Origin of the sequence: Mixta hanseatica, assembly GCF_023517775.1 — a bacterium.
Lineage (GTDB): Bacteria > Pseudomonadota > Gammaproteobacteria > Enterobacterales > Enterobacteriaceae > Mixta > Mixta hanseatica.
The window spans coordinates 1,681,092-1,706,303 of record NZ_CP082904.1 but is presented as its reverse complement, the minus strand read 5'-3'; the positions used below and the strand labels follow the sequence as shown (position 1 = coordinate 1,706,303).

At 52.1% G+C, this 25,212-nt stretch carries 25 protein-coding genes and 1 tRNA gene; 12 read left to right on the top strand and 14 right to left on the bottom strand.

Going from position 1 to position 25,212, the window contains the following annotated elements:
• Window positions 1-91 precede the first annotated feature (91 nt).
• From K6958_RS08210 to uvrY, 7 genes are all read right to left on the bottom strand, one after another.
• A complete protein-coding gene (locus K6958_RS08210; protein WP_249894189.1) occupies window positions 92-1,732 on the bottom strand; it encodes a ShlB/FhaC/HecB family hemolysin secretion/activation protein in 1,641 nt (546 codons plus the stop codon).
• Window positions 1,733-1,765: 33 nt separating this feature from the next.
• Window positions 1,766-2,463 (bottom strand): IS1-like element IS1A family transposase gene (locus tag K6958_RS08205; protein ID WP_103215986.1). Its coding sequence is split into 2 segments (ribosomal slippage): window positions 1,766-2,214 and window positions 2,214-2,463, totalling 699 coding nucleotides; the frame shifts between segments, so codons are not numbered across the junction.
• A gap of 98 nt (window positions 2,464-2,561) precedes the next feature.
• Window positions 2,562-5,228: a two-partner secretion domain-containing protein gene (locus K6958_RS08200; RefSeq protein ID WP_249894188.1), complete on the bottom strand. Its 2,667-nt coding sequence runs from the start codon at window positions 5,226-5,228 to the stop codon at window positions 2,562-2,564.
• Between the two features lie 496 nt (window positions 5,229-5,724).
• Window positions 5,725-5,800 (bottom strand) — tRNA-Gly (locus tag K6958_RS08195).
• A 145-nt stretch (window positions 5,801-5,945) separates the two neighbouring features.
• The gene (gene pgsA, locus K6958_RS08190; RefSeq protein WP_249894187.1) at window positions 5,946-6,494 is read right to left on the bottom strand and encodes a CDP-diacylglycerol--glycerol-3-phosphate 3-phosphatidyltransferase; all 549 of its coding nucleotides are present in this window, start codon (window positions 6,492-6,494) and stop codon (window positions 5,946-5,948) included.
• A 71-nt stretch (window positions 6,495-6,565) separates the two neighbouring features.
• A complete protein-coding gene (gene uvrC, locus K6958_RS08185) occupies window positions 6,566-8,398 on the bottom strand; it encodes an excinuclease ABC subunit UvrC (RefSeq protein ID WP_249894186.1) in 1,833 nt (610 codons plus the stop codon).
• Window positions 8,391-9,050: a UvrY/SirA/GacA family response regulator transcription factor gene (uvrY, locus tag K6958_RS08180; RefSeq protein ID WP_249894185.1), complete on the bottom strand. Its 660-nt coding sequence runs from the start codon at window positions 9,048-9,050 to the stop codon at window positions 8,391-8,393. The genes uvrC and uvrY overlap by 8 nt, the downstream gene beginning before the upstream one ends.
• A gap of 481 nt (window positions 9,051-9,531) precedes the next feature.
• Between uvrY and K6958_RS08175 the strand changes: the two genes are divergently transcribed.
• Together K6958_RS08175 and K6958_RS08170 are read left to right on the top strand one after the other, a co-directional pair.
• Window positions 9,532-9,756 carry a DUF2594 family protein gene (locus tag K6958_RS08175; protein WP_249894184.1) on the top strand — a complete coding sequence of 75 codons (225 nt, stop codon included), beginning with the start codon at window positions 9,532-9,534 and terminating at the stop codon, window positions 9,754-9,756.
• 67 nt (window positions 9,757-9,823) lie between these two features.
• Window positions 9,824-10,159, top strand: a complete 336-nt coding sequence (locus tag K6958_RS08170; RefSeq protein WP_249894183.1) for a GlpM family protein — start codon at window positions 9,824-9,826, stop codon at window positions 10,157-10,159.
• Here K6958_RS08170 and K6958_RS08165 read toward each other — a convergent pair.
• From K6958_RS08165 to K6958_RS08150, 4 genes are all read right to left on the bottom strand, one after another.
• Window positions 10,156-10,770: an acyl-homoserine-lactone synthase gene (locus K6958_RS08165; RefSeq protein ID WP_249894629.1), complete on the bottom strand. Its 615-nt coding sequence runs from the start codon at window positions 10,768-10,770 to the stop codon at window positions 10,156-10,158. The genes K6958_RS08170 and K6958_RS08165 overlap by 4 nt on opposite strands.
• A gap of 129 nt (window positions 10,771-10,899) precedes the next feature.
• Window positions 10,900-11,622 carry an autoinducer binding domain-containing protein gene (locus tag K6958_RS08160; RefSeq protein ID WP_249894182.1) on the bottom strand — a complete coding sequence of 241 codons (723 nt, stop codon included), beginning with the start codon at window positions 11,620-11,622 and terminating at the stop codon, window positions 10,900-10,902.
• A gap of 221 nt (window positions 11,623-11,843) precedes the next feature.
• Complete coding sequence (locus K6958_RS08155; RefSeq protein ID WP_249894181.1) at window positions 11,844-12,080, bottom strand: hypothetical protein; 237 nt, start codon at window positions 12,078-12,080, stop codon at window positions 11,844-11,846.
• Between the two features lie 161 nt (window positions 12,081-12,241).
• Window positions 12,242-12,940 carry an extensin-like domain-containing protein gene (locus K6958_RS08150; protein ID WP_249894180.1) on the bottom strand — a complete coding sequence of 233 codons (699 nt, stop codon included), beginning with the start codon at window positions 12,938-12,940 and terminating at the stop codon, window positions 12,242-12,244.
• A gap of 296 nt (window positions 12,941-13,236) precedes the next feature.
• Here K6958_RS08150 and cycA point away from each other — a divergent pair, with 296 nt between their 5' ends.
• Complete coding sequence (gene cycA / locus K6958_RS08145) at window positions 13,237-14,637, top strand: D-serine/D-alanine/glycine transporter (protein WP_249894179.1); 1,401 nt, start codon at window positions 13,237-13,239, stop codon at window positions 14,635-14,637.
• Window positions 14,638-14,708: 71 nt separating this feature from the next.
• Here the strand turns inward: cycA and K6958_RS08140 are convergent, their stop codons facing one another.
• Both K6958_RS08140 and rutR read right to left on the bottom strand, forming a co-directional pair.
• Window positions 14,709-15,674, bottom strand: coding sequence for a metal-dependent hydrolase (locus K6958_RS08140; protein WP_249894178.1), 966 nt, complete (start codon window positions 15,672-15,674; stop codon window positions 14,709-14,711).
• 80 nt (window positions 15,675-15,754) lie between these two features.
• Window positions 15,755-16,390: an HTH-type transcriptional regulator RutR gene (gene rutR, locus K6958_RS08135; protein ID WP_249894177.1), complete on the bottom strand. Its 636-nt coding sequence runs from the start codon at window positions 16,388-16,390 to the stop codon at window positions 15,755-15,757.
• Window positions 16,391-16,709: 319 nt separating this feature from the next.
• Here rutR and rutA point away from each other — a divergent pair, with 319 nt between their 5' ends.
• From rutA to rutG, 6 genes are read left to right on the top strand one after another with little or no spacing between them, the layout of a single operon-like run.
• Window positions 16,710-17,801, top strand: coding sequence for a pyrimidine utilization protein A (rutA, locus tag K6958_RS08130; RefSeq protein ID WP_249894176.1), 1,092 nt, complete (start codon window positions 16,710-16,712; stop codon window positions 17,799-17,801).
• Complete coding sequence (gene rutB / locus K6958_RS08125; RefSeq protein WP_249894628.1) at window positions 17,801-18,532, top strand: pyrimidine utilization protein B; 732 nt, start codon at window positions 17,801-17,803, stop codon at window positions 18,530-18,532. The genes rutA and rutB overlap by 1 nt, the downstream gene beginning before the upstream one ends.
• Window positions 18,533-18,558: 26 nt before the next feature.
• Window positions 18,559-18,945, top strand: coding sequence for a pyrimidine utilization protein C (gene rutC / locus K6958_RS08120; RefSeq protein ID WP_249894172.1), 387 nt, complete (start codon window positions 18,559-18,561; stop codon window positions 18,943-18,945).
• Between the two features lie 7 nt (window positions 18,946-18,952).
• A complete protein-coding gene (gene rutD / locus K6958_RS08115) occupies window positions 18,953-19,780 on the top strand; it encodes a pyrimidine utilization protein D (protein WP_249894170.1) in 828 nt (275 codons plus the stop codon).
• A gap of 25 nt (window positions 19,781-19,805) precedes the next feature.
• On the top strand, window positions 19,806-20,330 hold the full coding sequence (gene rutF / locus K6958_RS08110) for an NADH-dependent FMN reductase RutF (RefSeq protein ID WP_434085197.1): 525 nt from the start codon (window positions 19,806-19,808) through the stop codon (window positions 20,328-20,330).
• 44 nt (window positions 20,331-20,374) lie between these two features.
• Complete coding sequence (gene rutG, locus K6958_RS08105; RefSeq protein ID WP_249894167.1) at window positions 20,375-21,706, top strand: pyrimidine utilization transport protein G; 1,332 nt, start codon at window positions 20,375-20,377, stop codon at window positions 21,704-21,706.
• 3 nt (window positions 21,707-21,709) lie between these two features.
• Here rutG and K6958_RS08100 read toward each other — a convergent pair whose 3' ends face one another.
• Window positions 21,710-22,618, bottom strand: coding sequence for a DMT family transporter (locus K6958_RS08100; protein WP_249894166.1), 909 nt, complete (start codon window positions 22,616-22,618; stop codon window positions 21,710-21,712).
• A gap of 288 nt (window positions 22,619-22,906) precedes the next feature.
• On the opposite strand from K6958_RS08100, the gene wrbA reads away from it, so the two are divergent.
• The 3 genes from wrbA to K6958_RS08085 all read left to right on the top strand — a co-directional run bounded on the left by wrbA (window position 22,907) and on the right by K6958_RS08085 (window position 25,201).
• Window positions 22,907-23,506, top strand: a complete 600-nt coding sequence (gene wrbA, locus K6958_RS08095) for an NAD(P)H:quinone oxidoreductase (protein WP_249894164.1) — start codon at window positions 22,907-22,909, stop codon at window positions 23,504-23,506.
• Window positions 23,507-23,530: 24 nt separating this feature from the next.
• Entirely contained in the window at window positions 23,531-23,761 is a 231-nt protein-coding gene (locus K6958_RS08090; RefSeq protein ID WP_085072177.1) for a YccJ family protein, read from the top strand.
• Window positions 23,762-23,824: 63 nt separating this feature from the next.
• Complete coding sequence (locus K6958_RS08085; protein ID WP_249894162.1) at window positions 23,825-25,201, top strand: NAD-dependent succinate-semialdehyde dehydrogenase; 1,377 nt, start codon at window positions 23,825-23,827, stop codon at window positions 25,199-25,201.
• The last annotated feature ends 11 nt before the right edge of the window (window positions 25,202-25,212 follow it).

The following is a 25,212-nucleotide window of genomic DNA, read 5'->3' as shown; positions in this document are numbered from 1 at the left end:
CCGCAACAATAGCAACGACGGCAATAGCATATATTCTATCATGCGACATTGTTAAAGCTATTTGCGCCCTTCCTTTTTATTGTTTTAATTATTATATTAGATAAAACAAATTAAAGCTCAGCGTCATCCGATTGGTTTTCAATTCGGCAGGATAACGCAGCGGAACGGAAAATGAGAGGTCGTATCCCAGCGAGTTGATGCTGCCTTTTACACCTGCGGTTGCGCCCATTAATCTTTTTGTTGCGCCCTGCTGCTGCGAAGAGGACGAAGTTGAAATTTCGCCATAGTCGAGGCCACTATAATATTCACCCCCCGTAAACTTCGTCGGGAAACTCACGGTGTTTTGCAGATAAAATCCTTTATCGCCATAGAGACCCGTACTGTTTTCAAAGCCCCGCACGTCCCAGCGGCTACCAAGCGAGAGCTGATCCTGTAAAACTAAAGCTGCAGGCGCATATTGTATCGCCAGCTTAAGGTCATAGTAGGCGGATAAAGAGCTATCGCTCAGTCGCCTAATATAATTTACATCCAGATTAAGCCGCTGGCTGGTTGAACTTACCTCGCCCGCAGCCATATCAGGCGCCAGGTGCCCGCCGCCCCAGCGAGTAAAACGCTGATACGCCAGGGTGCTATCGAGCATGGCAGCAGCATAGTTTTGTTTATAATTAATGCCAAGACGAACGTTACTCATATCGCGTTTTTGCCGTGCCAGTTCAATGTCACCCAGTTGATAGTCAGACTTCCTTCTTAACGCTTCGATAAAGGCGGCAAATTTTTTATCTCTGTCGCGATAAAGCATTCTGGCGCTTTTGATACTCACATAGTGGCTTTCACCGCTATAGTTATTGAGATCGTCTAAATCTATCCGCTGACGAGAATAGCTATGACTGTAAAAAACTTCATACTCCCAATAACCCAATGGGAAAGAATAATCGCTGCTTATGCTGCTATAGCCACCTGATACGCTTCGGCTACCGGAAAGGTAAAAGATATCGTTTAGATGAGCCAGGTTATAGGCATATCCTGAAGCACCCATTACATAGCCCCCAGTGTTTTTATCGCCCCAGTTATTAGCCGACACGCGAATATTGCCCTTTTTTTTACGATTAGGATAAACGATGATTTTACTGTATCCCTCACGTTTTGCTGGTTCAATATTAATTTTAACATCCATACCCGGCACACGCTGTAGATTTTCCAGGCCCTGTTCAACATCCCTGACATTAAGAATATCGCCTTGCTTAAAAGGCAGAATGACACGAGAAACATGATCATTTACAATCGTCAGTTCATCAATTCTTCCGGGGATAACATTTAATATCAGCACATTGGAGGATAAGTCCTGTAGCGGAATTTCAACCCGTGTCGTAACATAGCCCGCATTAATAAATCGGTCTTGCAGTTTTTGCGCCAGCAGCGTTATCCCTTGTTTTCCCAGGCATCGCCCCACACTATCTTCCTTGATTTTATCTGTGACTGATTGTTTTAGAAAACTATGCTTTACAATCATCTTATCTATCCTGAAGCAAGGGCGCTCATCAGGAAGCGTAAGATTATCCGTTTCTCTGGTTTCGTGGCTGGAATAGATATCTTTTTTCTTTACCTGGTTTTGTTGGCGAACAGCGCTATCGTTATTTTGCTGTTCTTTTATCAACTGCTCCACGTTACTTTGTGCTGCAGCAAAACAGGGTAATAAAAAAACCAAACGTATAAGGCCAACTGGATTTGTCATTAATCAACTCAATGAACAGGTAATGACTCCAACTTATTGATAGTGTTTTATGTTCAGATAATGCCCGATGACTTTGTCATGCAGCTCCACCGATTTTGAGAACGACAGCGACTTCCGTCCCAGCCGTGCCAGGTGCTGCCTCAGATTCAGGTTATGCCGCTCAATTCGCTGCGTATATCGCTTGCTGATTACGTGCAGCTTTCCCTTCAGGCGGGATTCATACAGCGGCCAGCCATCCGTCATCCATATCACCACGTCAAAGGGTGACAGCAGGCTCATAAGACGCCCCAGCGTCGCCATAGTGCGTTCACCGAATACGTGCGCAACAACCGTCTTCCGGAGCCTGTCATACGCGTAAAACAGCCAGCGCTGGCGCGATTTAGCCCCGACATAGCCCCACTGTTCGTCCATTTCCGCGCAGACGATGACGTCACTGCCCGGCTGTATGCGCGAGGTTACCGACTGCGGCCTGAGTTTTTTAAGTGACGTAAAATCGTGTTGAGGCCAACGCCCATAATGCGGGCAGTTGCCCGGCATCCAACGCCATTCATGGCCATATCAATGATTTTCTGGTGCGTACCGGGTTGAGAAGCGGTGTAAGTGAACTGCAGTTGCCATGTTTTACGGCAGTGAGAGCAGAGATAGCGCTGATGTCCGGCGGTGCTTTTGCCGTTACGCACCACCCCGTCAGTAGCTGAACAGGAGGGACAGCTGATAGAAACAGAAGCCACTGGAGCACCTCAAAAACACCATCATACACTAAATCAGTAAGTTGGCAGCATCACCCAATGAACAAAGCGGTAATCGACCTACCGCTTTTATTCCTCAATTAAAGCCCAACAAATGTCCCGCTATTGGAAATGTTATCGGCTTTTAGCTCCATGCCCATTACTCCCCCCATATAAGCTTTACTACCACTGTTTAACAAATTTTTCCCGTGGATAATGGCCGATCCACTGGTTAATATATTACTGTAATTATAGATATTTTTGTCGACATGAAAGATTAACTTGTTATCGCTAACAATATTCCCCTGATTGACCAATTCGCCTTTAGCCTCAACTGCGGTTGACACCACTCCTTTTATATTAGCACCCGACATATTTTTTATGTTTGCAGAAGCTTTAAGCAGCAGATGGTTAGCTGCAGCCATGTCTCGATAGTTGTAAATGTTATTTTTTGTGGTAATCGTTAAATCCTGTCCAGCACTAACAACATTACGATTAGAAAATATGCCAGCTACCGTAACAGAAGCATTCTCATTGGCATTTACCCAACCGTAATTAACGAAGTTGCTACCTATATTAACCGTTAAATTTTTATCAGCAGCGATAATCCCGGTTGCATCATTATCAATAGGATTGCCTGAACCGTAATTAGACAGTGAGACCGTATTAATCGTCATGCTCCCTTTGCTGCTTATCGTAGCTTCGTCATTATTAATACTTTGCGCGTTAATCTGGGAAGCACCTGAATTAGCCACGATTCTACCGAGTGCGTTATTAATATTTTTCTTACTCTTAATCGCGAGCGCACCAAATTCGGAAACGATACGGCTATTTTCATTATTCAATTGCCCGGCATCTATGACAACGTTTTCCCTGCCAACCATGCCTCCCTTTTGATTCGGCATTGCCAGGTAACCGCCATAAACAGTACCAAAGTCCTCGGCATTGCTGTTATTCACCATGCCAGCGGCAGTTATGATTAAATTTTTATTCGCCACCATTAAAGCAGCGCTATTATCCAGAGTGGATTTCACCTGAATATTAACATCACTGCCGTTTATAATCCCGCCCTTATTATTAACATGCATGGCCTTTATTATGATGTTACCTTCGTCAGAATTGAGGATGCCGATATTATTGGCAAAAGTATCTTCCAGCTCGACATCAATATTTCCCGTACTGCTAATACCAGCCTGACCATTGAATAGTGAACCTGCTTTCATGGAGATATTTTTGTCGCCTGTTACTTTACCCTGATAGTTATCCATACCCGATGTAGCAGTAATAGAGATATCCCCTTTCGATGCGATTTGCCCGGTGCGATTATCGAACGAAGTAGTATTAATGTTAATACCTCCCTCGCCAGCAATGATTCCTTGCGAATCGCCGCTAAATGTATCGGCTGTTCTTGTATTGCCGTTGTTGATGCTACCTCTGGCAACATCAAGATGAAGATAGCCCACAGTGGAGCGGATTAACCCTTGCCGGTTGTCTATATTTGCGTTACTGCTTATTTTCATATCGCCGGTAGCTTCAATCGTGCCATCGTTATTATAAAGGCTGGACGCCGCCGCATCGATACTGTGGCCCTTTACCAGACCATGATGATTATCCAGCCAGCCCGTTTGCAGCTTCACTACGGTGGCATGAATTCCGACGGAATCGCCCTTTCCACGGTTAAGCAATGTATTATTATGTGTATTGATTGCCAGCGTACCGCCCGCTGATATTTTCCCATTGATGTTATTAAATGCGCTGCTGCTTACAGTAATATCTTTTTCTGCCGCAATCATCCCTGCGCGATTATTATCAATTGATCCTTTGGGCATATCTATAGTTAAAGAGTTATTACTGCTTATTCTACCGGTGATATTTTCCAGACCTTGTTGTGCCTTGACCAGTATCGATCCGGCCGCTTGTATTTTTGCATTGTTATTAATAATTTTGCCACTGCTATCGATCTGTATATCAGCGTTACCCGCGATAATACCGCTGTTGCGCACTCCAACGCCTTTTTCACTGCTAACCAGCTTAATCTTATTGGCATACATGCCACCGAGAGCCGCAACATCGATACCGTACGTCTGGCGATAGCCCTGCGCTTTGACCGTGCCGGTTGTTTTTCCTGTTATATCAACATAGTTATTTCCGGTTACCACCGCGAGCTCTTCAGCAAAAACTTTGCCGCTAACGATAACGGAGCGCGCTAAGATTTCCGTTGGCGAGGCGCTTTCCAGCTGGGCGAGCGTCACCATCCCGCCATTAACGTTATAGCCTTTCAGCATACCGTTCTGCATATCGGGTTTACCGGTAGTGACAGTCACTTTTTCCGCATTGATAAAACCGCAGCCCTGACAGCTAATGCCATTTGGGTTAGCAATAATAAGATGCGCTTTGTTTCCAGCTACTTCTAACCAGCCCTGCAGGGCACTCTGGTTTTTAGAAATAACTTCATTAAGAATGACTTTCGCTGCGCCTGATGTCAGATTGCTATTGCCTTGTATATCCCCTGCCAACGTGGTTTTTATAGCATTTTGACTGTTATTAAAGATCAGCCCTTTTTTATCCACATTAAATTTATTATAGATATTATGAGAAACACCATGCTCATTCGCTTCGTTAATATTAACAACCGTTACGCCATTAACAACGGAATTTGTCAGCTTGCTGACGGAATCGGCCTGCGCCACGCCAGCTAAAGATAACAGAATAAACGTTGCTACTGGATGGTATTTTAGGTACGTGGGCCTGCTTATGCGATTTCTCATACTGTTTTACCTGTTGTCACTATCATTGTTGTCGGTGCCTGAAACGGCTAACAGCAAGTAGCGAAACAATAGATGTCCGCAGCCTCAGCTATCCTGTTTCGGCCGCAGATTTAATGATCATTAAATCTGCTCTGCAATATTTCCATTTGCTAACGGTAAAGCGTGTCGGCGCACTACATACGCGCCTTTCCTGTCCAGGCGCAGCGTTCATCTAAAAAGGTGTAACGCTGCAAGATTAAAACATCGTCCAAAGCAGAAAAAGCCGATGAGACGCATGCCGCGTAAAGATGACGCTGTTTGCACAATACTCTTCAAAGGCGATGGCGGTAAATCGTAAATCCTGGTAAAAAAGAGCGAGGCGCTAATAGAAATGCAAAGGAGATGTCTGGCGAAACCGTTGAGGGGAAACATAAGTGGGTGTTGCTGAAATGAAAAAAGGGCCGTAAGGCCCTTTTCGCTGCGCTGCAGCTGGAATAACCTTCTGCAACGCTAAATCTGGAGCGGGAAACGAGACTCGAACTCGCGACCCCGACCTTGGCAAGGTCGTGCTCTACCAACTGAGCTATTCCCGCAATCATCAGTAACAAGCTACTGATTTTTTTAACCTTCTGGCAATATTCTTACCGTCCGATGTGTTGCATTCTACTGGCCTGAACAGCTGAGTCAACCAGATTATTCTGGCGCGTCATTCAATTGCTGCTTTTTACACCACATCGATCAGTGCTCAAGCAGATCGCCGCGCGCCGCGCTTAAATACTGGAACATCGACCAGAAAGTCAGCACCGCAGCGATATAAAGCGCCACCACGCCCACGGCGGAAACCAGTTGGCTGGGATGCCATAGCAGCGCCACCAGGGCCAGCATCTGCGCTGTCGTTTTGACTTTACCGATCCAGGAGACCGCAACGCTGCTGCGCTTACCGATTTCCGCCATCCATTCACGCAGGGCAGAGATAATAATTTCACGCGCAATCATAGTCGCCGCAGGCAACGTAATCCACCAGGCGTGAAAATGTTCTGCCACCAGCACCAGCGCCATGGCCACCATCACCTTATCCGCTACCGGATCAAGGAAAGCGCCAAAGCGGGTCGACTGTTTCCAGCGGCGCGCCAGAAAACCATCAAACCAGTCGGTAATCGCCGCTATGACAAAGATAATGGCGCAAACCATCGGCCCCCAATGAAAGGGCAAATAAAACGCCAGCACAAAAAAAGGGATCAGCACAACACGAAACAGGGTGAGCCACGTCGGTATATTCAATTGCATAAGGTACGCTAACTGTCTGGCATGAGTAGGGTTTACCCGTATGTTGCTACATTGCCACCAGGGATTCAATGTTAGTGTTTTAACGAGTAAAAGATTTTCTCCGCCAGGGCGTGAGAAATGCCGGGTACTTTGGCTATCTCCTCAACCGAGGCGTTCATTAAAGGCTGTAAGCCGCCCATATATTTTAACAGCTGCTGACGCCGTTTAGGGCCAACGCCTTCAATACTTTCCAGCGCGCTGGTATTTTTAACCTTAGCCCGCTTATTACGATGCCCGGTTATCGCATGATTATGGGAATCATCACGAATATGCTGAATCACATGCAGCGCCGGTGAATCGGGCGGCAGCGAGAACCCTTCGCCCTCCGGCTCGAGGAACAGCGTTTCCAAACCGGCTTTACGATCGCTGCCTTTCGCCACCCCCAGCAACAGCGGATGATGTTTATCCCAGCTAACGTCAAGCTCGGCGAAAACCTGCTTCGCCTGTCCCAGCTGCCCTTTCCCGCCGTCAATAAGGATCACATCCGGCACCTTTTCCGCTTCCAGCTCCTTACCGTAACGCCGCCGCAGCACTTGATTCATCGCCGCGTAATCATCTCCTGGCGTGATGCCGCTGATATTATAACGACGATATTCCGCACGTAGCGGACCATTGCTGTCGAATACCACACAGGACGCGACCGTTTGCTCACCCATGGTATGGCTAATATCAAAGCATTCCATCCGCTTGATATGCGGTAAATTAAGCGCCTCGGCCAGCGCCGCCAGCCGCTGATGAATAGTGGACTGCTGCGTGAGTTTGGTCACCAGCGCCGTAGCGGCGTTGGTGCGCGCCAGCTTAAGATAACGCGCGCGATCGCCACGCGGCTTACTCTGGATATGAATGCGGCGGCCCGCCAGCTCGCTGAGGGAGTCCGCCAACAGCTCGCGCTCAGGCAGGTTAAAATCAAGCAGGATTTCACCCGGTAATGTGCGTGATTCGCTGCCCTGCAGATAGAACTGGCCAACAAAGGTTTGCACAACTTCCGCCAGCTCGGTGCCGCCTGGAATTTTCGGGAAATAGCTGCGGCTGCCCAATACCTTGCCCTGGCGAATAAAAAGTACGTGCAGGCAAGCCATACCGGCATCGTAAGCGACGCCGATCACATCAAGATCATCGCCCTGATTAGAGACAAACTGTTTTTCAGTGACTCGACGTACGGCCTGAATCTGATCGCGCAGGCGAGCAGCTTCTTCAAAGCGCAGCGTCTGGCTCGCTTGTTCCATGCGGCTCACCAGCATATTCAGTACCTGATCGTCTTTTCCGGCAAGAAACAGCCGGACATATTCAGTTTGCTGGGCATATTCCTCTTCGCTAACCAGGCCCGCCACGCAGGGCCCCAGGCAGCGCCCAATCTGATACTGTAGACAAGGACGCGAGCGGTTGCGATAAACGCTGTTTTCACACTGACGCACCGGAAATATTTTTTGCAGCAGCGCCAGGGTCTCACGTACCGCATAGCCATTAGGGAACGGACCGAAATATTCCCCTTTTGCGTGTTTGGCGCCGCGATGGATTGCCAACCGGGGATGGGGATCGCCGCTTAAAAAGATATAAGGATAGGATTTATCGTCGCGCAGCAGCACGTTGTAGCGCGGCTGATAGAGCTTGATGTAGTTATGTTCAAGCAGCAGCGCTTCCGTTTCGGTATGGGTAACGGTGACATCAATATGATCGATATTGGCCACTAACGCTTCGGTTTTACGGCTGGCGAGATTGCTACGGAAATAGCTGCTGAGGCGCTTTTTCAGATCCTTGGCTTTACCAACGTAAATAACCGTACCGCCACTGTCATACATCCGGTAGACACCCGGCTGGCTGGTGACGGTTTTCAGAAAGGATTTTGCATCAAAAACTTCATTCACTACTGATCAACGACTCCGCATTAAACAGGCCATGTCGGATGGCCAGATGCGTCAACTCTACGTCACCATTGATATTCAGTTTACTAAACATACGGTAGCGGTAGCTGTTAACGGTTTTAGGGCTAAGATTAAGCTGTTCAGAAATATCTGTGACTTTCTGCCCTTTGGTAATCATCAGCATAATCTGCAATTCCCGTTCCGACAAACAGCTGAAAGGAGATTCTCCTTTTTCCGGTTCAATCTGACTCAGCGCCATCTGCTGAGCGATATCGGAAGCGATATAGCGTTGGCCAGCATGAACCGAGCGAATCGCGCTGATCACTTCCTGCGGCGCGGCGCCTTTGCTGAGGTAGCCCGACGCCCCTGCCTGCATCACTTTCGCCGGCAGCGGATTCTCCGTATGGATAGTCAGCATAATGATTTTAGCATCAGGATTGAAACGTACGATTTTACGCGTTGCCTCCAGGCCGCCAATGCCCGGCATGTTCATATCCATCAGGATCACATCAACCTGGTGGGTTCGACACCATTTAACCGCATCCTCACCGCAGCATGCCTCGCCGGCTACCTGTATACCTTTGATATCTTCCAGTATGCGACGAATCCCTGCGCGTACCAGTTCGTGGTCATCCACAAGAAGAATGCTAATCAAAAGAGGATTTCTCCGGAAATGGTGGTGTTTATGGGCGACACTTTAATTAATCGCCTTAATGTTACTCTCTTTCTGGACAGGTTTGAACATAATTCACCGTTTTTTTAGAGGTGGGTAATTACCGGCTTCTGCGCCGGTTATTCCCCCCACGACGCGGCTATTTCCGCCCAGCGATAATAAAGCGTTAAATCCGTTAAAAAATAAGCAAAAAAGCATATAAGAATTTAAAATCCTTTATATACAAAAGCTTAAATTAACCCCTCGCGCTGTCTGCCCCTGGCGGAATAACCTCCTGAATCGAATTTTTGTCCCGCCGAAATAGGCCAAATTTTTTATTTAGCGTGCCAGCTCACAACGCGATTTCATTCTGCGGGCCTCGGGCTAACCGAGAAAACAGTCTCATAATTTATGTTATACTTTCTTGCTATCGCAGATTTGAGCAATTGTTCAAAACTTTGCCACATTTTATCAAGGAGAAACTATGGGTTATAACGATTTTAACACGGCGCAAGATACCGAAAAACTGGCGAACGAAGTTGCCTGTCTGAAGGCGATGGTCACAATGATGCTGAAAGGCATGGGCCAGGCGGATGCGGGGAAAGTGATTATTAATATGGAACGCCTCATTGCCCAGCTGGACGATCCCCAGCAGGCGGAAACCTTCACTGATACGATTGGTCAAATCAAAGCCGCCTACCGTCGCTAAAACGAGAAAACCCATTGATTTTACGTAGTTCTTCACGCATGTTATCCCTTTTGTCGTGGAGTAAACAATGGGTCTGCTGTTGAAGGCGCTTATCGGCGCACTGGTAGTGGTGGCGATTGGAATACTGGCGAAAAGTAAAAATTACTATATTGCTGGCCTGCTGCCTCTTTTTCCTACCTTTGCGCTGATAGCCCATTATCTGGTGGCGACCGATAAAGGCGTGAACGCATTACGTACTACGCTGATTTTTGGCATGTGGGCGATTCTGCCCTACTTCTTTTATTTACTTTCGTTGTGGTTTTTTATCGGTATGATGCGGCTGCCTGTTGCGCTGGCCAGCGCCGTACTATGCTGGGTGCTGGCCGCATGGTTACTGATTACGCTATGGACGCGCTGGCATTAACGTCCCGATTGCCAGTTAATGGACACGCCCAGCGACGGCAGCACCTCTTCGGGGCTAAAGCGGCGGGCGCCACGGTACTTTTCCGCCAGCTGTGGCTGCTTAACCGGAATTTTAACCGCGAAAAGGTTATCTTCAGACTGAATTAAACCCGGCGTGAGCGGTTCAAACCCTACTTTATGTTGTTCAAACATCTGCTCCAGCATGGGTGTCGCCGCGCTGACTAAATAATCGATGCCGGAAAGCTCCGCCAGCTGCACCGCATGCCAAAGAATCGTTAGCGGTAATTCAGCATCCACATCCAGGCGGGCTGAAAAGCGGGACATCTCCCATACTGCTTCTTTACGATCGAACGGGACGCTAATGCCCTCAACGTTTCCCGGTTCCTGCCACTGTATTAACCGTGCGCAGCCGCAAATACCCATACGTGCATGCCAGGCGAGAAGCCAGGTGACATCAGAGCGGTCAAACCGATCATATTCCTGCCCCGGTGTACTGAGCCGGGAAGGTATGGACCACCCTTCGCCGCGTGCAAACACGCTATAGCGATAACTGCCCAACTCCGCTAATAACGAGGATGGCATATCCTTTAGCTGGGTTTGGATAATCTTCATCATATTCCCCTGTCGCACTCCCTCGTTTAAGCCGCATTCATACGGCGTTAGCCCAGCTGATACCCAGGCCGAAGGGTAGACAACTGGTTAACCTTATGAAACTACTAAATTTAGTAGTTGCGCTAACGCTCACAATAACCCCATTGCCGCTGCGTAGCTGGCCACCTGGGTTTTATTCGGTGCATTGAACCGCCTTTGCAAATTCTTCTGATGGAAATTTACCGTATGGGGCGAGATAGCCAGAATCAGTGAAATTTCTACCGCCGTTTTCCCTTCCGCCGTCCATTTTAATATTTCCAGTTCACGCTGGCTTAAGGTTATATCTAAAATGCGCATTGAGGTATCGTCTAAACGCTGTAAAGTTTGCAATGACAGTTCCAAAAGATACTGTAGTCTTAATTGTTGTTCCGGCAGGAACGTCAACATATTCACTGTTTTTTTCGATGATGCCGATAATATACCGAGCGCCCGATTAAGCGCCATCAGCGAACAAGAAACGCCCGAAATCAGCCCATGCTCTTTCGCCTCTTGCCAGAATATTTCATTCCGATCGAAAACGGCATCTTGCCACAGTATAAATTTTCCTGGCAGCTGGCAAACACGAAGAATAGGATCGATAGCATAATAATTTTGTTTTTCGTATCGCTTTATCCAACTCTTTGGATAGTTAGTAAAAAGAAACGTTTTAGGCCGTGTAAAGGGAACAGGATGGCGGATAAGTAAAGCAAAATGCTCCAGCCCCAGCGCCTCAACTTGCTGCTGTAATGTATTCGTTAACTCTTCAGTGTTATTTAGTAAAAAAAAGCGAGCCTCGACCTCCTTGCGCCAGGCGAAGTAATCATCGAACGTCATTAAAGCCTCACCGGTACGCGAAGCCTGCTCGCGCCGTGGTTTAAGTCAAACTGCCACCGATGTAACAAAAAATTAAATGCTCTCGAAAAAAGTCTTTTAATTATATTGCTTAAGCGTTCCTGGATGACCTGATGCTGTCTTTATGATCCGTTAAGCAAATGTAATATAATTGTTCTGGCTAACGCCGCGTTAATCCTTATAATTTAGTAAAGTTATGTTAATCAATCCTGTACCAACTCATTATTGAGCGAACAAACAGAAAGAATAAGATTTTTCTTAAAATTATTCAATCCCCTGACAATTTCAGCTGGCTGCGCGGAAAAGCCGTTCTCCTGCTTCGCCTTTTGCGCCCGCAAAAAAATGCTGCAATAATATTCTTGCGAAACAATATCATAGCAAGACCTATAACATAAGCTGATTGTTAATGCCGATATTGCCGCAAAAAACAATTTTTCCATGACCGCTTTTTTCGTTCATCGCTATTAACCTTTTTAAAAAAATCTGCATTTCTATTAAATGGCGCTAACCTGTTTTGCGCTGTGTTATAGCATAAGACCCAACGACACCTGGCGTAAATTAGCTCTCCGGCATCATAATCCCGTTATAAAACAGCTATAAATTAGCGGCAAAGTGCGTAACCGCGCATCCCCAGATGAAAATGACTGGCATGCGCCGCGTTATAATCCGGACCCAATGAATTGCCAAACCAGGCGCAGCTACTGTTAAACCATTGATGCAGCAAAGCCGCCTCTGCGCCCGTTTTGTGCCAGTCGCGCTCCACACTAATCTGTGTACCGTTCGCCAGCCGAAACGCTGTGACATCCCAGGCATCCGCCGTTGCATGTTCACTTAAGCGCCCCTGGGCACGATGATAGATATTGCGGCAGGCATAGCTTCCGACATGATCGATGCGCCGTAACGGCGACGCCAGCGGGCTTGCTACGGCCATTTGATTGGCCTGAATGACAAACATGGTGCTGCTTACCGCCAGCGGGCAGCTGGCTAAAAAGCTACTACTGAGCGTCACCCGGGCAAAGCGTTGAATACGAATCGGGCTTTCCAGCGAGCAGGTGCCGCGTATGGCGGCAGGTTGGGTAAAACTGATGAATCCCGCCTCGCGCGCCCGCTGCAGCACGGCCAGACAGGCAGCCGGATCGTGGCGGATACGCTGGAGTTTATAGCGCGTAACCAGCCCTGGCGGATCGCTGACCTCCAGCGGCGTAAAGGGGTTCCAGTGCGATGGAAGATGGCGCTGTAACCAGGGCACGCTCGCCAGTCCAGCCAAAATAATCATCAGCATTATCGCTATGATTTTCACCCGCTTCCTCCGCTGGTAAACCGTTACGCTTGTCGATTAAGTGTAGTCTGTAACCCGATCTTTACTGGGAAAGTTGAGCATTTTGCCGTTTTTTACATCAGCACTGGATAAAAGTTGCGCCTTCTCGCTAATTGTAAATAAATGATGCCAACATCATGAGTTTAATCCTGTAGGATTGGCAAAAATGATTAGCTGATAATCTGTTAATTACACTATCTTATGCCAACTTACCTGCCGGTAAGCCTGATAAATATCGGCCAGCAGAGCCGGACAACATCACAGACAGGAACCATTTGATGACAGATCAAACCAAAGAAACGCTGCAGAAAGCAGAGAGCCCGGATAAGCTCCGGCGTAGTCTTCATAACCGCCATATTCAGCTGATTGCTATCGGCGGCGCTATCGGCACCGGCCTGTTTATGGGCTCCGGAAAAACCATCAGCCTGGCAGGCCCCTCGATCATTTTTGTCTATATGATCATCGGCTTTATGCTGTTTTTTGTGATGCGTGCCATGGGCGAGCTATTACTTTCCAATCTGGAGTATAAATCGTTTAGCGATTTCGCCGCCGACCTGCTTGGTCCGTGGGCGGGCTATTTTACCGGGTGGACCTACTGGTTCTGCTGGGTGGTCACTGGCATTGCCGACGTTGTCGCCATCAGCTCCTATTTCCAGCTCTGGTTCCCCGATTTTTCCATCTGGATGAGCGCCCTGCTTTGCGTTGTAGCCTTTCTGGCGCTCAATATCGTGACGGTTAAGCTGTTTGGCGAGCTGGAGTTCTGGTTCGCCATCATCAAAATCGTGGCTATCGTGGCGTTAATTGTCACCGGCATTGTATTAGTGGCGATTCATTATCCTTCACCGGGCGGCGGCACCGCCTCGCTGTCGAATATCTGGAATGAAGGAGGGATGTTCCCGAAAGGTTTAAGCGGCTTTTTTGCTGGTTTCCAGATCGCCGTGTTTGCGTTTGTCGGTATTGAACTGGTGGGTACCGCCGCTGCGGAAACGCACGATCCGCATAAGGTGCTGCCGCGCGCGATTAATGCCATTCCGTTGCGCGTTATCATGTTTTATGTGCTGGCGCTGATGGTAATTATGGCGGTGACGCCCTGGAACCACGTGGTGGCCGATCGCAGCCCGTTTGTTGAAATGTTTATGCTGATTGGCCTGCCGGCGGCGGCCAGCATTGTCAACTTTGTAGTATTAACTTCTGCCGCCTCCTCGGCTAACAGCGGTATCTTTTCTACCAGCCGGATGCTGTATGGCCTGGCGGAACAGGGCGTAGCGCATCGCGCTTTTGGTCGTCTTTCTGCGCGCGCGGTCCCTACGGCAGGGCTGCTTTTCTCCTGTCTCTGTCTGCTGGTTGGCGTGGCGCTGATTTACCTGATCCCGAACGTGATGACGGTATTTACGATGGTTACTACCGTCTCGGCCATTCTGTTTATGTTTGTCTGGAGCATTATCCTGTGCTCTTATCTGGCCTATCGCAAAAAGTATCCGCAGCGCCACCAGCAGTCGCATTTTAAAATGCCGCTGGGCAAGCTGATGTGCTGGGTATGTATGGCTTTCTTCGTGTTTGTCATCGTGCTGCTGACGCTGCAGGAAGATACGCGTCAGGCGCTGATGGTTACGCCGCTGTGGTTTATTCTGCTGGCCATTGGCTGGTGGTTGCGCAGCCGTAAGGCCGCGGCGCGGTAAAGCGCAATCCGGTGCGGGGTATCCTGACGCTGATACCCTTCAGGGGCGAACCCTTGTTCGCCCCTTTTTTATTACAGGCGCTGACGAAATTGCTGCCAGGTTTGTGCCAGAGAAGGCCTGGCTGAAGGTAGCCTTGAGGGATGAGGGTCTCGCGCATCGGGGCGCCCCAGATCAAAGGTGAAGGTGAAATTTGGCGCCTCGCCCATCCGTAAATCGCCGATCAGCAGCTTACCGTCACGCTGCTGCATAGCGAAAAAACCATGGCTGAACCAGGCGACCCGCTCCGTATACGCATCCCCTTTCAGCTGTTGATAAAGCGCCATGCCGCGATCCTGTACGCTAAGCTGCAGCGGACGGCGCGGCGACAGCAACGACCAGTATCCTTCGTAGTAGCGTTCAGGCGTGACGGCGACTACGCGCCATACCAGGGTATTGAACGCGGTGGGAGTAACCAGTAAGCGAGGCTTTTCACCCAGCTGCTGCGCTACCTGCGGCGCCACCTGATGGATCGCAATGCCCTGGGCCGCCATGCTCCACAGCAAATAAGTGGAGCTGAGCAGCAAACCGATGCGGCTCCAGCGCGGCTGGCGTCGCCACAGGGCGACGATCAGACAAATAATCAGCGGCAGGGTATAAAGCGGATCGACGATATAAATGCTGCCGATAGCCCAGGGATAATCGGTAAAAGGCAGGCCCAGCTGAGTGCCGTAGACCGTCATCAGGTCAAGTAGCGGATGGGTGATTAACGCCAGCCAGACGGCAGGCCACCAGTGAACCCACTGAAAACGCTGTCTGACCACGCCGGCAATCAGCCACGCCAGCAGCGGTGAAACCAGCGTTAGCCAGACCAGTGCATGACTTTCGGTACGATGCAGAGTCATATTGCTAATCGCATCGCCATGATCGAGGAAAACATCCAGATCGGGCAAGGTGCCGCAAAACGCGCCCACCAGCGCCGACTGCCAGAGCGGCGCTTTGCGCCCCATTGCCGCCATGCTTACCGAGGCGCCCAAAACCAGTTGGGAAACGGAATCCATGCTTTCTCCTGCGTTACCAGATCACGCTATAAGCCTGGCGCAATTCCGCTTCGCTGGAGGTAAAGTTTTTTAATCGCTTTTTAGCGCACGCGGATACCTTCCGTCACCATATGCTGTACGTTAGCCACCGCCTGGTTAAAAAATGCTTCATCATTCAGCGTCTGGCCGGTAATCGCCTCAACCTGTACGGCGAAATCTGCATAGTGCTGCGTGGTCGCCCACAGCATAAACACCAGATGCTGCGGCTCTACCGGCGCCAGCCGTTTTTGCGCCACCCAGTTTTCAATCACCCGTGATTTATCATCAATCAGCGCTTTCAGGTCGCCTTCCAGCTCGGCTTTCAACAACGGCGCGCCCTGCAACATTTCCAGACAGAACAGGCGCGAAGCCTGGGGATGGTCGCGCGAGACTTCCAGCTTAAGCTGAATATAATGCCGAATCGCCGCCAGCGGCTCCTGATCCTCGCGCAGCGCCCGCAGCGGCGCCAGCCAAACATCAAGAATATCTTTCAGTACTGCGATATAGAGCGCTTCTTTAGAGGGGAAGTAATAAAGCAGATTGGTTTTCGATATACCGGCGCGTTCAGCCACTTTATCGAGGCTGGTGCCGTGCATACCAAACTGCGAGAAATATTCCAGCGCCGCGTCAAGAATTGCTGAACGCTTTGCCGCTGCCGCCTGTGAACGGCGTGTTGGTGCCTTATTTACCACTTTCACCCTGATCCTTTTCCTGAACGATGCTCGCGCTGCATCTTAGCAGCTGGTCGGTTAAGTTAAGAAATATTTAGCAATCGGTCAGCCAGCTGATGGCTGGGCATGCCCTGCCTGATTTTCGTGCAGCGTATTTTGACCAAATGGTCTGTTTTAGCGCATTACATTATTATCCTGTACCTCACCCCAAAAATAATATCAATAAAATCAATATATTATTAATCATGGCACACCAATTGCTTTATCTGTTTTGCGCGCCGCCGGAACAGGACAGGCAGGAAGCCCCGCTGCGCATAATGGCAATCCACTTCCATGAGGGCTTCATATGAAAATTGGCGTTTTTATCCCGGTTGGTAATAACGGCTGGCTGATCTCCAGCAACGCGCCGCAGTACATGCCGACCTTTGCGCTGAACAAGGCGATCGTACAGAAAGCGGAGCAGTATCATTTCGATTTTGCGTTATCGATGATCAAGCTGCGCGGCTTTGGCGGTAAAACCGAGTTCTGGGATCACAATCTGGAGTCTTTTACGCTAATGGCGGCACTGGCAGCGGTCACCACCCGCATCGAAATTTATGCCACCGCCGCCACTCTTACCCTGCCGCCGGCGATTGTGGCGCGCATGGCCGCAACGATCGACTCGGTAGCCGAGGGGCGCTTTGGCGTTAACCTGGTAACCGGCTGGCAGAAGCCGGAGTATGAACAGATGGGCCTGTGGCCGGGCGACGACTATTTCTCGCGTCGCTACGACTATCTGACCGAATACGTTACGGTGCTGCGTGATCTATGGGGCAGCGGCAAATCCGACCTGAAAGGCGAATTTTTTACCATGAACGATTGCCGTCTTAGCCCACGGCCGCAGAAAGCGATGAAAGTGATTTGCGCCGGGCAAAGCGACGCCGGGATGGCCTTTTCCGCGCAGCATGCCGACTACAACTTTTGCTTTGGTAAAGGCGTGAATACCCCGGCTGCTTTTGCGCCGACGGCGGCGCGCATGAAAGCCGCGGCCGATGCCGCCGGACGTGACGTCGGTTCGTTTGTGCTGTTTATGATTATCGCTGATGAAACGGACGAGGCGGCGCGTGCGAAGTGGGAACATTATAAGGCGGGCGCGGATGAGGAGGCGCTGGCCTGGCTGACCACCCAGAGTCAGCAGGATAAACGCTCCGGCAGCGATACCAACGTACGCCAAATGGCCGACCCTACCTCTGCGGTGAATATCAATATGGGTACGCTGGTCGGCTCCTACGCCAGCGTGGCGCATATGCTGGACGAGGTGGCCGCCGTGGAGGGAACTCAGGGCGTGCTATTGACCTTTGATGATTTTTTACAGGGCATTGAAGCCTTTGGCGAGCGCATTCAGCCGCTGTTAGCCTGCCGTACACACGTTATCGCCGCCGCGCAGGAGGTAGCATGATGAACGCAGTTACTTGCACCAGCGCCAGCCAGCAGGCGACCGTAACGCTGCCCGCCCGTCCGGAACCTATTGTTTTCCCGCCGGCGCAAACGGCATTGATTGTAGTAGATATGCAGAATGCCTACGCCAGCCCCGGCGGCTATCTGGATTTGGCGGGCTTTGACGTTTCCGCCACTCGGCCGGTGATTGAGAATATCGCCATTGCTGTGCAGGCCGCGCGCGCCGCCGGCATACAGATTATCTGGTTTCAGAACGGCTGGGACGATCGCTACGTGGAGGCCGGGGACGCCGGCTCGCCGAATTATCACAAATCCAACGCGTTAAAAACCATGCGCAAACAGCCGCAGCTACAGGGCAAACTGCTGGCTAAAGGCGGCTGGGATTATGCGCTGGTAGAGGGTCTGCAGCCGCAGCCGGACGACATCGTCCTGCCCAAGCCGCGTTATAGCGGCTTTTACCATACGCCGCTTGACGGCATGCTGCGCAGTCGCGGCATCCGCCATCTGGTCTTTACCGGCATCGCCACTAACGTGTGCGTAGAATCGACGTTGCGCGACGGCTTTTTCCTGGAATATTTCGGCATCGTGCTGGAGGACGCCACCCTGCAGGCGGGCCCGCCCTTTGCCCAGCAGGCAGCCATTTTTAATATCGAAACCTTTTTTGGCTGGGTTTCCGATGTCACTACCTTTTGCGCCACGCTGGCGGAACAACCGTTGAAGCGCCAGGCCTGAACCGCTGATAAACAGGAGCTATCCCGATGCCTAAACAAGTGATTATTCCGCCCGGCAGCGGCACCCCTATCGCCCCTTTCGTTCCCGGTACGCTGGCGGACGGCGTGGTCTATGTCTCTGGTACGCTGCCCTTCGATCGGCAGAACAATGTGGTTCACGTCGGCGATCCCGCCGCGCAGACGCGTCACGTGCTGGAAACCATTAAAGGGGTGATCGAAACAGCGGGCGGCACCCTTGAGGATGTGACCTTCAATGCGATTTTCCTGACCGACTGGGCCCACTACGCCGCCATAAACCAGGCATACGCTGAATATTTTCCGGGCGATAAACCGGCTCGCTTCTGTATTCAGTGCGGGCTGGTGAAGCCAGAAGCGTTGGTAGAAATCGCCACTACTGCGCATATCGCTAAGTGAGGCACAAATGCATCTGGATATTACGGGTTGCGACAACGATAACGCGCCGGTGCTGGTACTTGCGGCGGGCTTAGGCGGCCTGGGCAGCTTTTGGCTGCCGCAGTTAAACGCGCTGCGGGAACGCTATCGGGTAGTGAGTTATGATCAGCGCGGCACCGGTCGTAATGCCGACCCGCTGCCTGAAGGCTACAGCCTGCGCGAGATGGCCGCCGAGCTGGCAGCAAGTTTACAACGGGCAGGCATTGAGCGCTTTGATGTAATAGGCCATGCGCTTGGCGGCCTGATTGGACTGCAGCTGGCGTTAGACTACTCAGCGCATGTCAATCGTCTGGTGGTGGTAAACGGCTGGCTGACGCTTGATGCGCATACGCGTCGTTGCTTTCGCGTCCGTCAGGATTTGTTGCTTAACGTCGGCGTGGAGGCCTGGGTACGCGCGCAGCCGCTGTTTCTTTATCCTGCCGACTGGCTTAGCGCCCAGCAAGCACGCGTTGAGGCAGAGGAAGCGCTACAGTGCGCCCATTTTCAGGGAATGGAAAACCTGCTGCGGCGTCTGCAGGCATTGATGAACGCTGACTTTCGCGCCACGGCTGCCGCTATCACCCAGCCGGTGCTGGCGCTCTGCAGCCGCGACGATCTATTGGTGCCCTGGACCTGCTCGCAGCAATTGTGTGAGGCGCTGCCCCACGCCACGCTTCAGGTAATGAACTGGGGCGGGCATGCCATGAGCGTCACCGACAGCCAGACTTTTAACCAGCTGCTGCTGGCATGGCTTGACGCGACGCCTGACGTTGCTGCTCCCCTGACAGAGATGCTACCGGACACGCTGCGTGTCTGAGCCGCCCGACACATGAGGAATGATTATGTCTCATACCGCTTTATCCTCCGCCTTCTCACGCGTAGAGAAACAGGACTTTCGTAACGCCATGGCCCGCCTCGGCGCCGCCGTAAATATCATCACCACGGACGGCCCCGGCGGCCGCGCCGGTTTTACCGCCTCGGCCGTCTGCAGCGTCACCGACTCGCCGCCGACGCTGCTGGTTTGTCTGAACCGCTCGGCCTCGGTATGGCCCGCCTTTATGCAGAATCAGGTGCTGTGCGTAAATACCCTGGCGGCGGAGCATGAGGCGCTGTCAAACCTGTTCGGCGGCAAAACGCCGATGGCGGAACGTTTTATCGCTGCCGACTGGGCCACGCTGGCCACTGGCGCGCCGATCCTGAATGGCGCGGCGGTCTCTTTTGACTGTCGCATCAGTCAGACGGTCAGCGTGGGTACGCACGATATCCTGTTTTGTGAGGCGCAGGCGCTGGTTTGTAATCAGCAGGGATCCGGCCTGATCTATTTCGATCGCGGCTATCACCCTTTGTTGCGGCAGGAAGCCTGCTAACCCCGCTGCGGCGGCTCATCCCTTTTCCCTTGCAGGAGAAAATAATGGCGCATTCCTGGTTTCCTCAATGGCATAAAAAAACGGCGACAGACGAAGATGGCATTATCGCCCCGGATGAGACACTGCCGCTGGGGCAGACGGTAATCCTTGGCCTACAGCATGCGGTGGCGATGTTCGGTGCGACCGTACTTATGCCGCTGCTGATGGGGCTGGATCCCAATCTCTCGATCATGATGTCCGGCATCGGCACCCTGCTGTTCTTTCTGGTGACCGGCGGGCGCGTGCCCAGTTATCTCGGCTCCAGCGCCGCTTTCGTTGGCGTGGTGATCGCCGTCACCGGCTTTAACGGACAAGGGCTTAATCCGCATCTGGGCATCGCGCTGGGCGGTATCATTGCCTGCGGCCTGCTGTATACCTTGATCGGCGCAGTGGTAATCAAGGCGGGCACAGACTGGATAGAGCGACTGATGCCGCCGGTAGTGACCGGCGCGGTGGTGATGGCGATTGGGCTGAACCTGGCGCCCATCGCGGTACGCAGCGTCTCCGCTTCGGTTTTTGACAGCTGGATGGCGGTGCTGACCATCCTCTGTATCGGGACGGTCGCGGTGTTTACCCGGGGGATGGTGCAGCGCCTGCTGATTCTGGTTGGGCTTATCGCCGCCTGGGCGCTGTACGCCTTATTAACCAATGGATTCGCCCTCGGCAAGCCGGTCGATTTCAGCGCGCTCGCCAGCGCGCCGTGGCTGGGTTTCCCGCCGCTCACCGCGCCGGTATTTTCATTCTCCGCCATTACCATGATCGCGCCGGTGGCGGTGATCCTGGTGGCGGAAAATCTTGGACATATTAAAGCGGTCGCCGGCATGACCGGACGCAATCTTGACCCTTATATTGGCCGAGCTTTTGTCGGCGACGGACTGGCGACTCTGCTTTCCGGCAGCGTTGGCGGTAGCGGCGTCACTACCTATGCGGAAAATATCGGCGTGATGGCCGTCACGCGCGTTTACTCTACGCTGGCGTTTGTTGCCGCCGCACTGATCGCCTTGCTGCTTGGCTTTTCACCTAAGTTTGGCGCCCTGATCCATACCATTCCCGCACCGGTTATCGGCGGCGCCTCAATTGTGGTCTTTGGTCTGATCGCCGTCGCGGGCGCGCGCATCTGGCTGCAGAATCAGGTGGATCTAAACAAGAACGGCAATCTGATTATGGTTGCGGTGACGCTGGTGCTGGGCGCGGGCGACTTCTCGCTGAAAATCGGCGCCTTCACCCTTGGCGGCATCGGCACCGCGACCTTCGGGGCAATTATTCTGCACGCTATCCTGCGCTATCGCCGCATTACGCCGCTAAGCGAGACTGGCATCGTGCGGCAGAACCGTTAGCCTTTACTCTTCCAGGGCGGGTTGGGTTTTTGCCCGCCTTTTCAGCTTAAACTCACTGACTAATACGCCCAGAACAATCAACGCGCCGCCTAACAGCGCCGCGCCAGGCAGCCGTTCGCCGGCAATACGCCCAAACACGCCTGCCCACACCGGCTCGCCGGCATAGATAACCGTCGCGCGCGTAGGGGAAACGCTGCGCTGCGCCCAGTTCATCGTCACCTGAATCAGCGCGCTGGCCAGCCCCAGCCCCAGGGCACTGCCCCAAAGCCAGGGCGACATGGCGGGCACGCTTTCACCGTTGGGCTGCATCAGTAGAAAAGAGCACAGCGATGCCACGCCCAGTTGCACAATGGTCACGCGGCGAATATCGACCTTCCCCGCACTGGCGCTGATGAGAATGATTTCCGCCGCAATCGCCAGCGTACTGAGCAAGGTGGCGACCTCGCCCCGGCTAAGCGCCAGACCGCCGCTCTCCGGGCCGGCCACCAGCATCAGCCCGCAAAAAGCCAGCACCACGCCGCACCATGACATCACGCCGGGCATTTTGCCCAGAAATGCCCACTGCAATAGCGGCACCAGCGGCACATAGAGCGCGGTAATAAAGGCCGACTGGCTGCCGGAGATAGTTTGCATGCCCCAGGTTTGTAAGCCGTAGCCGCAGGCGATGGCGATCCCTATCCACAGGCCTGAAAGCAGTTCACGGCGCGTAAAGTCGCCCAACGAACGCCAGGAAAACAGCAGCAACAGAAGCGCTGCGGTGGCGAAGCGCACGCCAACGAAAAAGAAGGGGCCGCTAAGGGTCATGGCATGATGCACCACCATAAAGGTGCCGCCCCAGATCATGGTAATAAAGATCAGAATGCCTTCCTGCAGCGTAAGCGCCCATTTGTAGCGAGAGAACCGGCCCGACATAGTTTTCTATTCCTTACAACAAAGGCTGCCAGTGTGCTGATCTCACTGCAACGGGTCAATGGTCATTACGGGTTCCAGGCAAGCTCGCTGAGTTCTTCTATACTCTGTTACTGAAGTTATCTTTCATTGCTACAGGAGAACGTTATGACCCAGAAACAATCCCAGCAGAGTAAAGACGATCCGAAACAGGCGCCGGAATCAGGTGATAAAACGCCTGCTACGCCGAAAAAGTAACTGCGTCCGGCTGAGCGCCGGCTAGATCGACAACTTTCCACAGGGAGCTGAACAATGGCGAAAATTCTGGTGCTGTATTACTCCATGTATGGCCATGTCGAAACCATGGCAAAAGCGGTCGCTGAAGGCGCAAGCGGCGTTAGCGGCGCCGAGTTGACGGTTAAGCGAGTGCCGGAAACCATGGATGCCGAGCGCTTTGCTCAGGTTGGCGGTAAAACCCAACAGGAAGCGCCGGAAGCCACACCAGACGAACTGCCGCAGTACGACGCCATTTTGTTCGGCACCCCTACCCGTTTTGGCAATATGTCTGGTCAGATGCGTACTTTCCTTGATCGTACCGGTGGCCTGTGGGCCTCCGGCGCGCTGTACGGCAAGCTGGCCAGCGTATTTACCTCGACCGGCACCGGCGGCGGGCAGGAACAGACCATTACCTCAACCTGGACTACGCTGGCCCATCACGGCATGGTGCTGGTGCCTATCGGCTACGGCACTAAAGAGATGTTTGATATCAGCCAGGTACGCGGCGGCACGCCTTATGGCGCCTCGACCTATGCCGGCGGCGATGGATCGCGGCAGCCCACGGCAGAAGAACTGAATATCGCTCGCTTCCAGGGTAAACATGTCGCCCAACTGGCGGTAAAACTTAACGGATAGTCTCAATCAACACAGGAGAATATTATGGCAACGCAACAATCCAAAGCACATCATGTTGGCGAATGGGCAAGCCTGCGCCATACCTCACCTGAGATTGCTGAGGCAATTTTTGAAGTAGCAAATTACGATGAAAAACTGGCGGAAGAGATTTGGCGCCAGCAGGGTAACGATGACGTGCTGTTTCGCGCCTTCGATAAAACCGATGCAGATGTCCTGACCTGGGATGACGTGGTGGTTGAACGTAAAAACGTCTAGTCAGCCCTCTTCCTGCGGGCGGGATTTTCCCGCCCTTTTTTTATTCCGCGCAAGGAGCCCCCTATGTCAACTTACCAGTCTGTTAATCCCGCAACCAATGAAGTGATTAAAACCTGGCCTGAGCACAGCGATGACGATGTAGAAAAGGCGCTGGAAACCGCTGCGCAGCTTTATCAGTCCGCCTGGTCAAAGGGAGATATTCAGCCGCGCATTCAGGTACTGCATAAGCTGGCGGACCTGATAGATAGCCGCGCAGATGAGTTGGCAAAAATAGCCAGCCTTGAAATGGGCAAGCTGCTGAAGCAGAGCCGTGGCGAAGTGCAGATTTGCGCGCAGATTGCGCGCTACTATGCGGAACATGCTGAAAAATTTTTACAGCCGGTGCCCTATCCTACCGAGTTAGGCGAGGCGTGGGTTGAACATCATCCTCTTGGCGTGCTGGTCGCCGTCGAGCCGTGGAACTTCCCTTACTATCAGCTGATGCGCGTGCTGGCGCCAAACCTGGCGGCCGGCAATCCGGTACTGGCTAAACATGCGGCGATTGTTCCGCATTGCGCCAGCGTCTTTGAACAGCTGGTGCGCGAAGCGGGCGCGCCCGAAGGCGCATGGACCAACCTGTTTATCTCCAGTGATAAAGTGGCCGAACTGATTGCCGATGACCGCGTACAGGGCGCCGCATTGACCGGGTCTGAGCGCGCCGGAAGCGCAGTGGCGCAGCAGGCCGGGAAGTATCTGAAGAAGACTACCCTTGAACTTGGTGGCAATGATGTATTTGTGGTGCTGGATGATTGCGATTTAGAGGAAGCCGTTCGTCAGGGCGTGCAGGCGCGCCTGAGCAATGCCGGTCAGGTATGTACCGCCGCGAAACGCTTTATCGTTCAGCGCAGCGTCGCCGATCGTTTCCTCGAAAAATTCACCGAGGCCTTTAAAGCGGTCAAAATCGGCGATCCGCTGGATGAAAACAGTACGCTGGGTCCGCTCTCTTCCGCCAGCGCGCGCGATACGCTGGTAAAGCAGGTTGAAGAGGCGGTAGCCAAAGGCGCTACCCTGCACTATGGTGGCGAGGTGATATCTGGCCCCGGCTGTTTCTATCAGCCTACTATCCTGACCCATATCACTCGCGATAATCCGGCTTATTTCACTGAGTTTTTCGGCCCGGTAGCGCAGGTTTATGTGGTTGAAAATGATGACGAAGCGGTACAACTGGCCAATGATTCCCATTATGGCCTCGGCGGCGCGGTGTTTACCGGCGATATTGCTCGCGGTAAGCGCATGGCGTCACGCATCGAAACCGGCATGGTATTTATTAACTCTGCCAGCGATACCGCAGCCGAGCTGCCTTTCGGCGGTGTAAAACGTTCAGGCTATGGACGCGAACTATCGGATCTGGGCATTAAAGAGTTTGTGAACCAGAAACTGGTGGTCGTTTCCGGGCAGTAAACTGCCACATA

Coding starts and splice junctions, on each gene's coding strand:
- rutC (WP_249894172.1), top strand. CDS start 18,559: ATGCCTAAACAAGTGATTATTCCGCCCGGCAGCGGCACCCCTATCGCC.
- K6958_RS08090 (WP_085072177.1), top strand. CDS start 23,531: ATGGCAACGCAACAATCCAAAGCACATCATGTTGGCGAATGGGCAAGC.
- pgsA (WP_249894187.1), bottom strand. CDS start 6,494: ATGCAATTGAATATACCGACGTGGCTCACCCTGTTTCGTGTTGTGCTG.
- K6958_RS08160 (WP_249894182.1), bottom strand. CDS start 11,622: ATGACGTTCGATGATTACTTCGCCTGGCGCAAGGAGGTCGAGGCTCGC.
- K6958_RS08155 (WP_249894181.1), bottom strand. CDS start 12,080: ATGGAAAAATTGTTTTTTGCGGCAATATCGGCATTAACAATCAGCTTA.
- K6958_RS08200 (WP_249894188.1), bottom strand. CDS start 5,228: ATGAGAAATCGCATAAGCAGGCCCACGTACCTAAAATACCATCCAGTA.
- cycA (WP_249894179.1), top strand. CDS start 13,237: ATGACAGATCAAACCAAAGAAACGCTGCAGAAAGCAGAGAGCCCGGAT.
- K6958_RS08140 (WP_249894178.1), bottom strand. CDS start 15,674: ATGGATTCCGTTTCCCAACTGGTTTTGGGCGCCTCGGTAAGCATGGCG.
- rutD (WP_249894170.1), top strand. CDS start 18,953: ATGCATCTGGATATTACGGGTTGCGACAACGATAACGCGCCGGTGCTG.
- rutF (WP_434085197.1), top strand. CDS start 19,806: ATGTCTCATACCGCTTTATCCTCCGCCTTCTCACGCGTAGAGAAACAG.
- K6958_RS08085 (WP_249894162.1), top strand. CDS start 23,825: ATGTCAACTTACCAGTCTGTTAATCCCGCAACCAATGAAGTGATTAAA.
- rutB (WP_249894628.1), top strand. CDS start 17,801: ATGAACGCAGTTACTTGCACCAGCGCCAGCCAGCAGGCGACCGTAACG.
- K6958_RS08170 (WP_249894183.1), top strand. CDS start 9,824: ATGGGTCTGCTGTTGAAGGCGCTTATCGGCGCACTGGTAGTGGTGGCG.
- K6958_RS08175 (WP_249894184.1), top strand. CDS start 9,532: ATGGGTTATAACGATTTTAACACGGCGCAAGATACCGAAAAACTGGCG.
- wrbA (WP_249894164.1), top strand. CDS start 22,907: ATGGCGAAAATTCTGGTGCTGTATTACTCCATGTATGGCCATGTCGAA.
- rutA (WP_249894176.1), top strand. CDS start 16,710: ATGAAAATTGGCGTTTTTATCCCGGTTGGTAATAACGGCTGGCTGATC.
- rutG (WP_249894167.1), top strand. CDS start 20,375: ATGGCGCATTCCTGGTTTCCTCAATGGCATAAAAAAACGGCGACAGAC.
- K6958_RS08100 (WP_249894166.1), bottom strand. CDS start 22,618: ATGTCGGGCCGGTTCTCTCGCTACAAATGGGCGCTTACGCTGCAGGAA.
- K6958_RS08165 (WP_249894629.1), bottom strand. CDS start 10,770: ATGAAGATTATCCAAACCCAGCTAAAGGATATGCCATCCTCGTTATTA.
- K6958_RS08210 (WP_249894189.1), bottom strand. CDS start 1,732: ATGACAAATCCAGTTGGCCTTATACGTTTGGTTTTTTTATTACCCTGT.